The 14,282-nt window shown below is 61.4% G+C and carries 1 protein-coding gene (cut by a window edge); it reads left to right on the top strand.

Annotated features, from left to right (window positions below; translation table 11 throughout):
• Positions 1-14,282 carry the end of a tandem-95 repeat protein gene (locus tag JQ580_RS20535; RefSeq protein ID WP_212282032.1) on the top strand. The gene continues 26,905 nt to the left of window position 1, outside the view, so only the last 14,282 of its 41,187 coding nucleotides appear in the window; its start codon lies beyond the left edge, outside the window; the stop codon is at positions 14,280-14,282.

The following is a 14,282-nucleotide window of genomic DNA, read 5'->3' as shown; positions in this document are numbered from 1 at the left end:
ATCTCGAAGCCAACCCGACCTATAAGGAAATCCGAATGCCGTTCGGGGCGCAGCCCTATGGCATCGCCATTTCCCCCGACGGCAAGTTTGCCTATGTCGCGGCCCACAACCCGTATCTGATCCAGGGCGTCGCTTCGTCCTATATCTTCCAGATCGATATCGATCCGACCTCGCCAACGTACAATCGCGTCATTCGCAACATCGCGGTTGGCAGCGTTGCGCTATCGGGCATCGACCAGGCGAACCAGGACATTTACGCGCAAAATTCCATCGCGCCGTCGGGCTTCCGCAATCTCTCAGTGTCGAAGGACGGACTGCATGTCTATGCTACGGCGCCGAATGAGAATCCGGATCCGAACGGTCCGCATGCGTGGAGTGATCTGCCGGGCAGCCTGATCGACATCGATCTTACCCAGACCTTCGCCAAGGGCTTCGCGCCGACCGCAAAGGTCATTCCAGGTGCCCGCGGCACCAATGGCGTCACGGTCGCGCCGAGCGGGCAGGTCGCCTTCACCAATTCCGGCACCGACGTCGGAGGTGTCATGGTCACCAACCCATCGACCGGCACCAAACAAACCATCCCGCTGGATCTCGACAAGCTCGCCACCCAGGGCAACCCGCAGCTATCGGTGCACAACGCCGGCGGCCTCGTCTTCACGCCGGACGGCAGCTATGCGTTCGTTACCGGGCGTGCGGACGAGGTCAATACCGTTTTCGGGGGCGGCTATAATGGCATCGGTCTCAACGCGACAGGCGTGAGCGGCTATCTCGATCAGACGGCCAGCCCGCTCTACATGGATGGCAATGTCGGCATCATCAAGGATCCGCTTGGGCCCAATCCGCAGCTGATCGCCGCGACCAGGCCGATCCCATTCGGCTATCCGACCGACTTGGCGCTCTCCGACGACGGGCAATATCTCTACGTGACGTATCAAGGCCTGCCGGCACAGGGCGGAACCGGCGGTGTGCTCGTGTTCGATGCTAAGGCGATGCTGCAGCAGGTCCAAAGCAGCCTGGCGGCGAATCCATCGGGCTCGCTGCTACGCAAGGTCGCAATCGACGATCTGCCGTTGAGCAGTGCAAACACGCGTCAGGAAAATCCGCTGATCGACATCAGGGCTGACTATTTGCTGCATGTCGAGAACGGCCTGCAGATTTTCGGGACGCCCGCCGGCAGCACGCGCGCGCCGGTCGTGACAGGTGGGCGGCCGGCCGGGATCGCCGTGATGCATAGCCCGACGCCGCAGTTGACCGTTTACCAGCGTGTCGCGGATGCCGCCGCCGGCAACAAGAGCTTACTGCCCGGCCTCAATCTCACCCCAGCCATCGACCTTTCGATCCCCGCCACGCGCGTTGACCAGCTCAACGGCAACGTCGTCGCCGAAAATGCCGATTTCATCTTTTCTTTGGACATCATTTCGAAGGTGACGCTGACCATCGATGGCAAAGTGGCGACCAATGTCGGCAACGCACTCGATCCGTCGCATCCGGTCGCGACGTTCAAGGACGTCACGCTTTTGCCGGGCGTCTATCACTACCTGATCAATCCGGTCGACAGTCTCGCTCCCAACCTCAAGACCCACAATTACGTGTTGACCGCGACGGCGGTTCCCGCATCGACGGCCCTGAATCCGACCGCAGATTTCGTGGGCAGCACGCCCAAGGTCGGGGTCGCTGCCGGCAAGCTGAAAAACGAGCTGGACATCAATCAGGCGATGCCGGTGGGACACACGATCGTCGAAGGCGTCGATCTGTGGGACGGCCATCTTGTGGTGTCGAGCCCGGACGTGAACCTGCCGGGCCGTGGTCTGCCGCTTCAGTTCAATCGCATCTATACCAGCCAAGGTGATTCAAGCGATGGTCCGCTTGGCGCCGGATGGACCGAAACCTATAACGTGAGGCTCGTCGAGGACGACAAGGGCTATCTGACGGTCGTGGGCGGCGACGCAACCGGTAACACCTTCGATCCGAACGGTCACACCGATGCGACCCGCGCCGCGGCGTTCGGCGTTCCGGACGAACTGGCGGCGACCGCCCTGTTCTTCGATCCGCAGCCCGGCTTCCACTCCACGCTGGTGCAACTGGACACTGCGAAGGCAGCGTTCGATTTCTACACTACGGCGCACGTCCGCTACCACTTCGAGCTGGAGCCGAATCTCCAGCCCTACAACAAGGTCTACACGCTTCGGTCGATCACCGATCCGAACGGCAACCGGATCGATCTGTACTATTCGAAAAGCCAGCCGGTGGACCCGCATTTCGGCCTGAGTGACGAGCTCAAGAGCAAGCTCGATGACGATTCAACAACCCTCGACGTCGTCAAGGACGGGGCCGGGCGAGCCTTGCTATTCACCTATGCCACCATCTTCGGCGACAAGCGTATCGTCGAACTGAAGGGCTATGACACGATCAGCCCCCATCATGATCTGCTGGGTCTTGACATCCAGTACCATTACGACGACGGCTTCGGTAATCTGACCAGCGTCACGCAATATGGCACGCAGCCGGACGGCAGCGACACGCGGACCGAGACCTATACATATACGCCCGGCGATGATCGCCTGAGCCACAACATGCTCACGCACACGGCTCCCGGCAACGGCACGGACGGGGGCACGCAGACAACGACCTACGTCTACTACCCGCAGGTCTCCGACGATGCCGGCGCATTGCCCACGACAGGCACCGATCCGCGCATCAATGCCTACTTCAAGCGCATGAACCTCGAGGGCGAGCGCATTATGGAGGTGCATGCGCCGGGCGGCGAGACCGGCCGTTCAGAAGAATCGGTGACCGCCTTCAAGTATGACTTTTCTGGCCAGACCCGGACCGTGTCTGATCCGCGCCCCGGAGTGGCCGACACCATCTACACGCTCAACGCCTATGGCGCGACCGTCAAGATCGACGCCCCGGGAGGGCGCACCACCACGATGGTTTGGGCGACGCCGCAGACACCTCACCCGGAAGCCTTCCAAGGCTCCGGGAAGAACGGCAAGGACGTCGAGCTTGTGTCGGTGACCGATGCTGACGGCCAGACGATTTCCTACGTCTACGACGAACTGGGCAATGCTATAAAAATCACGACGTCGTTCGACGGTGGCATGGAAGATGTGACGGACGGCGCCGGCAATGCGGTGTCGGAAATCGTCGTTCTCAAAACCTTCGATCCGAAATTCAACAAGTTGCAGAGCGTCACCGACGCCGAGAAAAATACCACGAGCTACAAGTTTGACGACTACGGCAATACGATTCTGGGCTCGGATGCCGTGGGCGCGCTAATCACGAACGAATATTCACCGGCCAACACGTTCAGTGCGAATTTCGGCCCGGGCGACCTGCTCAAGACGACCGACGCGCAGCAACATACGACAACGTTTCTCGCTTATAACGCATTCGGATTTGCAACGCAGATCCAGGACGCCGGGGGGGTCGTGACGACCCGCGTGTACGATGTCCGCGGTCGGCTCACCGACGAAAGCGACACCAGCGGTCATCGTGTGCACAACGAGTACGATGCGCTGAATCGCCTGCTCAGCCAGACCACCTATGATGACCGTCTGCACACCACCGCTAATCCGGGGGTTCAGTGGGCGGAACGGGTCGTCTACACCTATTATGCAGGCGGTTTGATTGCAACGAGCACTGACGGCCTTGGCCAGACCACGACTTACGAATACGATAAGGGCAACCGGCTCGTCCGAAAGACGATGAAAGATGTTGCGCAGGCCGACGGCGGCAGCACGACGTTGCAATGGCAGTATGCGTATGACGAAGACGGCAATGTCAGCCGCGATATCGACGCTGCCAACATTGTCCACGAATATACCTATGACGGCCTCAATCGCCTGAAGACCGTCACAGTTGTGAGCGGTCCTTCTGGAAACCAGACGTCGACCGTCATCCTGAAAAACTTCTACGACGCCATTAACAAGATCTCGGATGTCGATTTGAACGGCAACCGGACCACCTATGCTTACGACGGCCTTTATCGACAGGTCTCCGCGACCTTCAACGTCTCGGCCGATCAGTACGGCACCGGGCACGCGTCCGTCAAAACAGCGTACGACCGCGTCGGCAACAAGATATTCCAGTCCGACGCCAACGGGCACGGAACGAAATACGTCTACAACGTGGATTATACGCTGAAGTCCGCGGTCGATGCGGTCGGTAACAAGATCGATTACACCTACACCAACCGCTTGCTCGCGACAGAAATTCACCTGCAGAGCGGACTCAAGGTCACTTACGGCAATTACGACGGCCGCAACCAGGCTCACAAGATCGAGCAAACCGTGATCAGCGGTACGGGCGCCGTCAACGCGTACGTGACGGTCTACGACGCCGACTACGCCAACCGCACGACGGTCGTCACGGATCCGAACGGCTCCAAAACCGAGACGCACATGGACGGCCTCGGTCGCGTTGCCAGCCGGATCGTCGATTCGACAGGCCTCGCGCTGACGACCAGCTTCACTTACGATGGCAACGGAAATCTGGCGACCACCCGCGATCCCTGGAACAATGACGTCGACGTCACAAACACGTATGACGGGCTCAACCGGAAGATCAAGGTGGAGTACGTCCACACGTCTGACGACCTACGTCCGCCCGTCGAGCAATATTTCTACGACGGCGACAACAACGTAGTTCGTTACGTCGACAAGCGCGGCAACGCGTTCGAGTCGAAATACGACAGTCTGAATCGGATCATTAGGCAAACGTCGCCCGGACTGCCGCTGACCGTGACCAACACGAGTTACGACGACGCGAACAACATCGAGACCGTGACGGATCCGAACGGGAAGGACACCAAGTATCAATATGACGCGCTCGGGCGCGTCGTCCTGATCACCGATGCAGACAACAACACGGTCAAGTATACTTATGACGGCGTCAATCTTCGGTCCGTGGTCGACAAAAAGGGCTTTGAGACCCGATTTACCTATGACGACGCCAACCGGCTTGCCCTGACGGAAGACGCTCAGTTCGCGGGCGGCCCCGCGCTCACCACGACAAGGCAGATCTATGATGACGTTCTGAACCGCATGATCATCCAGGATCGGCGATTCGACGAAGTCGGATCCGAGACCATCGATCAATTCGACTCGTTTGGACGCCTGACCCGAGAAACCCGTAGCGCGCCCGGCCTCGGCTTACGCTACGGCAGTCAAGACATCGTTTTGACCGAGAAGACGTATGACGGCGTCGGCAATGTTAGATTCTCGACCGATGCCAATGGCAATACGACCGAGTACCGCTATGACGGGGCCAATCGCCTCAGGATGATGATCGAGGCCCAAGGCACCCACGACGAAGGGACCACGACCTATGATTATGACGGCCTGACCGATGATCTGACGATTAGCGATACCGGGCCGAACGGCGTCACGGCCGAGGCGATCTACGCCTACGACGCGCGCTATCGGTTGGTCAGCCTCACCAACGGTAATAACGAGACCACACGATATACCTATGACGAGAACGGCAACATCGCCAGCAAAACGGATCCGCTCGTCGCTGGTCATGTGACCCGTTACAAATACGACGCGCTCAATAAGCTGATCGAGGTCGACGAGACCAGCCGCGGCGGCGGTCTGACGGAATACGTCTACGACGCCGATCGCAATCTCCGCTTCGCGACCGATGCGGCGGGCCACAAGGTCGAGAATCGCTACGATGACCTCAATCGTCTGACCGACACGTTCCTGGCCGACGGGCAACATTGGCACTACGGCTATGACGCCAATGGAAACCAAAATCTTGTGGTCGATCCGGAAAGCCAGCGCACCGACATGGTGTATGACTTCCTCGACCGGCTTCAGACAGTGACCTACTCGAACGCCGTCAATCCGTCACTGGATTACCAGCCGCTCTCGATCGTCTACGCTTACGATGGCAACGGTAACATGACGTCTTCGACCGAGGTCAAGCACGTCGGCAGTGGAAGCGTCACCGAAGTCAGCCTTTTCAGCTATGACGAACTCAATCGTCTGGTCGGCTCGAACTACGTCAATGACGGGAAGAGCATCGCTTACACTTATGACAGAATGGGCAACCGCGCGTCGGTGACCGATGCCGATCATTTGACGACGACCTACCTGTTCGATCACCGCAATCGCTTGAGCGTCGCGACGACCGAGGACGGGGAGACCCGTTACAAATATTACGCCAATGGTGTGCTGAAGCTGGTCGTTTATCCGAACGGCACCGTGGCGGATTACGGCTTTGCCGACTCGTACGACAACAACAACCGTGTACTGCATGTCGTCAATCGCAGGATCGGTTTTGGTCAATCTGGTAGCGGCGTGATCGCGGGCACGACACCGTCGGCAGACGATCTGATTTCCAGCTTCACCTACACCTACGACAAGGACGGAAACCGCAAGTCGCAGGTCGAGGTCCATCACGACATCGACGGCGGCGCGGCAAGGACCACGACTTATTCCTACGACGGCCTGGACCGGCTGACGCAGGTCGTCTACGGCAACGGCGGCAATCTGACCTATACGTATGACAATGTCGGCAATCGCTTGACCGAGAGAGGAAAGGATCCGACGGATCCAACCAAGTCGGTCGATCGGACGTATTCTTACTATGCGAACTCTAACCAAGTGCGCAGCGTGACCGACAGCGTCGATCCGCGCAAGAGCGCGAGCTTTCTGTACGACGCCAACGGCAATCGCGTTGCCATGACCGTCAACGGAGTGACCACGCCCTATTATTACAACATCCTCGACCAGCTGGTATTGACGGCGGCCATCAATGGCGGACCCGTCAAGTTCGACTACGACACCCGCGGGCTGCGGGTCAAAAAGCTGACCGCGGCCGGTGAGACCCGCTATCTCTACGCAGACGGAGCGACGCTGCAGGAATATGATGGTTCCAGTGGGAAGACCGAGCGCAAGTACAATTACGGCGTCAACCTGATCTCGATGACGGATGTCGACGCGAGCACAAGCGTGCGCTCGAGCCAGTTCTATATGGTCGACGCGCTCGGAAGTCCCTCGGAACTCACCAATGAGTCTGGAGCAACGCAGGTCAGCCAGGAATTTGACGCGTGGGGGCAGATCGTCTTCGCGACCGGCACCTCGGACAACACCAAGCAGTTCACCGGCCAGGAACTCGATTTCGAGACCGGACTGCAATATTTCCGCGCCCGCTACTACGATTCTTTGACGGGCATGTTCATCAGCCAGGACAGCTATCTCGGCCAGGTAGATCAGCCGATGAGCATGAACCGGTACATCTACGCTTTCGACAATCCGCTGCGTTATCTCGACCCGACGGGTCACCGGAACATCGAGGATGAAATTCCGGCTCCCGAGCCGGTCGGAGGAACGCCGCAGCCGGACGATGCTCAGTTCTGGGAAAACCTGCGCAATTCCGGGCCGCTGCAGGAGCACCGAAAAACTGCTGAAGAAATGCACGAGGACTATCTGAACGGTCCGATGCAGGGCGGCGCGTCGATCGGTTTCGCTGCAGATAGCCATTTGGGCAGGCAGATGGGTTACGGGCTCGCGAAGGGTGCGCCCATCACTATCCGCGAGAACGAAAAGATCCTGGGAGTTGTCCGGGCCGAAGACGAAAGTAAGGCCGCCACGAGACCGTTCGAGTACGGGCTCGCGCTGATGATTACAGCGCCGCTCGCCCTGCCGGAGATCGGTGTTGCCGCGCTCGGCGAAGCGGGCGAACTTGCCTGGAGCGGCTCGCAACTTCTTGGTATCGCGCAGGCCTCGACTGAGTTCACGACCGGCCTTGTCAGCATGGTCAGCCACACCGAAGTTCCGCTGCCGCTTGCAGCCCTCTCGCAATTTCTGTCGTCGAAGATTACGGAAAGTCCGTCCTGGCAGGGTCCGACGGCCGCATTCCTCGAACTCGGCCTCAACGTGCTCCTCCACGCGGGAGCCTCCGGCGCTCTTACCGAGGGGGCTGGCTCCGTTGCCAGGTCGGTCAACAAGACGGTGAAGACAGTAGGCCTGGAGCGTGCGCCAATGACTGGCGCCACGGCTGTGCAACGAGCTGCCATCCTGGAGGTGGCCGCGGAATTCAATGTCGAAATCGGCATTCGCGCGGCGGATCCTCTGACTGCCCTCGGAACCAGGATTGGCAGCTATCTGGGCCTGCCCGCCAAGCCGCTGGCGATCAAGACCAAATCGATCTTCGGCTTCCTAGTAGGCCAAGGAGGTGCGTTGACCACGTCGGATCTCGACGTCGCTTTCGTCCGTACGGTCGGCGGCGAGTTCCTCGATAGCAAGACAGAGGCCAAGATCCTTGCTGCCATCAATGCCAAACTGAACAAGGCCAGCGCCGATATCGTCATCAAGGATGTCCAGGCGACGCTGCAATCGCCGATCCAGCATGGCTCCCACTTCAACGCTCTGGCCGAATTCGCAGGTACGCTCAGCCCCGAGAAATACGCCAAGATCAATACGCCGGGTCCGGTGATCGGATTCTCCTCGCGCGGCATCGCGACCTATTCGGAAACCAGTGTCTTCTATATTGCGGCGGACAAGGGAGCGGCGAGAGGCGTTTCAGCATTTAGGATGTGGCCGTGGCAGGACGAAGGTTTCGGCTGGGCGAAGCACCTGTTGGACGCGACTGTTGCGGACATTGCTGCAGGAAGCGGCGGCACTGGCGCAGTCAGCGAAAGCGATCTCGCGGCGATGGAAAATATCGCTCAAACCATTTGGCAGGATGCCCTCGGGGTCCACACCTATCCCGCCATTACAGTTGTGTTCGCGGATCTCCCCGCTGGCGAATTGGGCGAGGCGCGTATCAACGCTATTGGCGCTGATGGCCTGCCGACGGCCGGCACCATTGTGCTCAGCCGAACGGCGGCCGGCGTGGGTTGGTTCATCGACACGACCCCGCTGGACAATTCCGAGTTCGGCGCCACCCTGGACGCGCGAGCGCACCTTGCAACCGGGACTTCGGCTGCGGCCGGCAAATACGATCTGCTCAGCGTTCTGCTGCACGAAGAAGGGCACTTGCTCGGCTTCAATCCCGACATTCCTGGCTTCGCCTCGCACGTCGGGCTAGTCGGCGGCTCACAGATCTTCGCCGGACCAGGATTCACCGCCCGTTTGACGCGTGCGCCGGAGGACGACCATCTCGACAGCGATCAATATCCAAACGATCTGATGTCCGATGCGTTGGCGCCATCGGAGCGCCGGCTGCCATCGGCGATCGACGCACAGATCATCGCGTCTGTCCGTAATGCCAGCTCCGGCTTGCCGCCGTTAACCGAACAGCAGGTCGCGCAGATTCTCTTTTCCCCGTACCATTCGGATCTCGTCGCCGCCCAGCTTCCCTCCAACTGGACCAGCCACGGCACAACCAGCGTCAACGGCGGCACGTTGGTCCTGTCCGAGAATTCGCAGACCCTGTCCGGCCTCTCCGAAAGCTTCGTCGTCCCGGCCGGCGTCGACACGCTCGAGTTCACGCTCCTGGCCGATCATCTCTTCGCAAACGCCGCCGGCAATCCTCCCGACGCGTTCGAGGTGGCGTTGCTCGACCAGAACGGCAACCCCGTGGGCGGTTCGGCGACGGGTCTCGCCAACACCGACGCGTTCCTCAACATCCAGTCGTCCGGGCAGATATTCTTCGGCTCCGGCGTCACGGTCTCTGGCCGCGCGGCCTCGGGTGACGGCGGTTCGCTGTCGCAGCTCATCACGGTGAAGAAGGATCTGAGTGGGATCGCGGCCGGCACCACGCTGACGCTGTATTTCGATCTTCTCGGCTTCGGCGCATCCGACAGTTCAGTCACGGTCAACGTCGCGCCCGGGGCCAACCATGCGCCCGCCGCGCAGGACATCGCGGCGGACGTGCAGGAGACCGGCCCGTCGAAGACCGTGACGGCGGCTTTCACCGATGCCGATGCCAATGACGGCCATACGTTCGCAATCGACACCACGGCCGACGCCACCAAGGGCAAGGTCACCGACAATGGTGATGGCACGTTCAGCTACGATCCGAACGGCGCCTTCGCCAGCCTGAAGGCCGGCGCGATTGCCACCGACCAGTTCCGCTACACCGTCACCGACGCGGCGGGGGCGTCGTCCACCGCTCTGGTGGTCGTCACCATTCACGGCGAAAACCAGGCACCGGCCGCGAAAGCGGTGACGGCCAATGCGGCAGAGCATGGTCCTGCGGTCGCGATCGCGGCCTCGTTTATCGACATCGATGCCGGCGATACGCACAGCTTCGCGACCGATACCGCGACAGACGCCACCAAGGGCAAGGTCACCAACAATGGTGACGGCACCTTCAGCTATGATCCAAACGGCGCGTTCGACGGGCTGAAGAAGGGCGCTACGGCCACCGATCAGTTCCGCTACACCGTCAAGGATGCTTCGGGCGCGTCGTCGACCGCCGTGGTCACGGTCACCATCACGGGTCAGAACGAAGCTCCGGCGGCGGCCGACGTCAACGCCGGCGTATCGCAAGCCGGGCCGTTGATTTCGGTGTCGGCCTCTTACGCCGATGCGGACATCGGTGATACCCACAGCTTCACCGTCGACACCACGACCGACGGCACGAAGGGCAAGGTCACCAACAACGGCGACGGCACCTTCAGCTATGATCCCAACGGTGCCTTCAATCTGGCGCTAGGCGCCACCGCGATCGACAAGTTCCGCTACACGGTCGTCGATGGCTCCGGCGCCTCAGCAACTGCCATCGTCACCGTCGTCGTCACGGCCGGCGAGAACCATGCCCCGGTCGCGCAGGGCGTCGCCGCCAACGTGCTGGAACACGGCCCGGCCACCTCCGTCGCTGCGCTGTACGGTGATGCCGATCTCGGCGACACCCATGGCTTCACGATCGACACGGCGACGGACGCGACCAAAGGCAAGGTCACGAACAACGGCGACGGCACCTTCAGCTATGATCCGAACGGCGCGTTCGTCGGCCTCAAGGCGGGAGCCACCGCGCAGGATACATTCCGCTACACAGTGGTCGACGCGGTGGGCGCGTCCTCGACGGCGACGGTGACGATCACCATCACCGGTGAGAACGACGCACCCGTGGCGAAGGACATCTTCGCCAACGTGGACGAGCACGGTCCGGCGGCGACAGTAACGTCCTCGTGGACGGACCCGGACCTCGGAGATGTCGGAAACTTCACCATCGACACCAAGGCGACGAAGGGCACGGTCACTGACCATGGTGACGGGACCTTCGGTTACGATCCGAACGGCGCGTTTGAGGGGCTCAAGGCCGGGCAGACGGCGCAGGACACCTTCCGGTACACCGTGATCGACGGCTTCGGCGCTTCATCGACCGCCACGGTGACGATCACCATCAAGGGCGAGAACGACGCGCCGGTTGCGGAGGACATTGCCGCCGACGTGCAGGAGCACGGGCCTTCGAAGACGGTGTCGGCGTCCTTCACGGATCTTGATCTCGGCGACACCCATGGCTTCACGATCGACACGGTGACGGACGCGACCAAGGGCAAGGTCACGAACAACGGCGACGGCACCTTCAGTTATGATCCCAGTGGTGCGTTCGCAGGTCTCAAGGCTGGAGAGATCGCACAGGACAAATTCAGGTACGCCGTAATCGACGCTGCCGGCGCGTCATCGGTCGCGATCGTGACCATCACCATCAAGGGTGAGAACGACGCACCGGTCGCGAAGGATGTTGTCGCCGACGTGCAGGAACACGGGCCGGCCAAGACTGTGTTGGCCTCGTTCATCGATCTGGACTCCGGCGACGCCCACGGCTTCAGCATCGATGTGTCGAGCGATGCGACCCGGGGCAAGGTCTCCAATAACGGCGACGGCACGTTCAGCTACGACCCGAACGGCGCGTTTGTCGGATTGAAAGCAGGAGAAACCGCGCAGGATACTTTCCGCTATACGGTGACCGACGCCGCCGGCGCGCGCTCGACGGCCACGGTGACGATCACCGTCAAGGGCGAGAATGACGCGCCGGTCGCGAAGGACATCGTCGCCGACGTGAAGGAGCACGGGCCGGCCAAAACGGTGACCGCATCCTTCGTCGATCCTGACCTCGGCGATACCCATGGCTATGCCATCGACACCGCCGCCCATGCCACGAAGGGCAAAGTCATCGACAACGGCGATGGCACCTTCACCTACGATCCTAATGGTGCCTTCGTCAGTCTGAAGGTCGGCGACACCACGACCGATAGGTTCGACTATGTGGTTAGGGACGCCGCGGGCGCGTGGTCTACCGCCACGGTCACGATCACGATCATCGGCCAGAACGAAGCGCCGGTCATCGTCTCGCGACCCCAGAGCCTGCCGCTGGTCGAAGATGCGCATCCCAATGGAATCGAGAGCGGCTCGGGAGCGATCCTGTTCACCGACGCCGATATCGGCGACCTCCATTCCGCATCGTTCGGCGCACAGGGAACCGGCTATGTCGGCCTGTTTACCCTCGATACCCTCAAGCATGACAAGAGCAGCGGCGAGATCGGCTGGCACTTCGCGGTCGCCGACGGTGAAATCGATCATCTGTCCACCGGACAGGTTCTGATCCAGAAGTACAGCGTGACCGTCGCTGACGGCCATGGCGGGCAGGCGGTCGAGACCGTGACGGTTACGATCTCAGGGACGAATGACAAGCCCACCATCCAGGTTGGTTCGCCCAAGGTCGAGATCGGGATCGAACCTGACGATCACGGCAAGGGCATCGTGGCGGGGCTGCTGACCTTCGGCGATCACGATCTCCGCGACAAGCACGTCGTCAGCGTGCAGTCGCACGATCATGCCAACGCCTATGTCGGCACGCTCGAAGCCAGCATGGTCACCGATGCGACCGGCACCGGCACCGGCGCAGGCGCGGTCCAGTGGACCTATCGCATCACCGGCCAGTGGCCCAACCTTCGCGCCGGAGAGCGGTTGACCCAGCTCTACGACGTCGTGATCGATGACGGCCATGGCGGCAAGGCGATGGAGACCGTGACGGTGACGCTGGTCGGCGTCGCGCGCGAGGTTCGCCGTGACGGCCAGCCGGTGATGACGATCCCGTGGGAGTTCAAGGTTGACGTTCCGCAGTTCTCCGAAATCAAGGGCCGGACGGGCGAAACACAGGGGCAGCCGCCCGTGAACCTGCTGCCCTATTACACATTCGTCGCCTACAGCGGCTGGCTTCCGCATCAGGGCGGCGGAAACGTCAACACCAAGAGCTTGGATCCGCTGCCCGAGCCGGGGGACGACCACCTCAACTATTGCCCGATCGAGCCTTCGCGCGTGCCTTGGCTGAACGGCGCGTCGCCATTTACGCTGAAAGATCTGCAGCAGTTGGAACAGACAGGTCCTGAGGGCTATGGAGCGCTGCCGGCCGGCTCGCCGAACGATCAGCGGCAACAGAACGAAAGCGTGCCTGGTGCGCCGGGCCAGCAAGGTGAAAGCCAGCCGCCGGCTGGCTCGGCCGACGGGCGGAATGCCAAGCGCAGCGAGGCCTTGCCGCAACCCTCGCCGTCATCCGCCGCGTCGGCCGCTGAGGCCGAGGCGCGGGTGATCGACGGCGTCGCCGCACTCGTGGCACCCGCCATGCTGGTGCGGAATGGTGCGGCGCTGGCAGCCGGCAAGCGGCGCAAGCCTCGCCTTGAGAGGAACCTTGGGGTGTCCTTCACGAGCGCGGGCGGTGTCCGGTCGGTCGTGTTCAAGCTCAGCTACGACGCCGCGTGCCTGAGTGTGCTCGGTGTCGAGCCCGGGACCGATCTGCCCGAAACTGCAACGGTGACCTTGTCATGTACGCCGAGCGACGGCAGCGCCCTGGTCCGAATCTCGGTGATCTCGGACGAGGCGCTGCCCGGCGGTACCGTCGATCTGGCCTCGTTGTCCGTCCGCTATCTGGACGAGACGATGGACGCTGCTCTCAGCTTGCTTGCGGTGGATGTCAATGGCGAGGCTGCGGTCGACAGCGCGCCGGTTCGCATCCGCCTGGCAGAATGCATGTTGGAGGACGTCACAGTTGCGGGGGCACCGATGCCGTCTGATCTGCCCGATGCCGTTGACCGATCGGCAAGCCAGCATGGCCGCGTCAGGATTTCGATGGACGCATTGGCCCGGGAGGCCGCGATCTCCCCGGAACCGGCTGTGAGCCGTGGCGGTGCACCGGTTCGAATCGCCATCCCGGAAGATGCCGGGACCTATGCGATGCCGGGCTTGTCAGCCGCAACGAAAGACTTCTGCCTGCAAGAGCCGGCTCCGCGCACGGTGGCGCGGCCGGCCGACGCAATTCGGATCGCGGCATCCGCGTTGTCGTCCAACACAAGTGATACGAATTCCCGCGTTCGGTTGCCGTAA

It is taken from the genome of Bradyrhizobium sp. SZCCT0148, assembly GCF_018129985.1.
In the GTDB taxonomy this organism is placed as follows: domain Bacteria; phylum Pseudomonadota; class Alphaproteobacteria; order Rhizobiales; family Xanthobacteraceae; genus Bradyrhizobium; species Bradyrhizobium japonicum_H.
The sequence above is the reverse complement of the archived record's forward strand: the minus strand, read 5'-3'. Positions and strand labels throughout refer to the sequence as shown.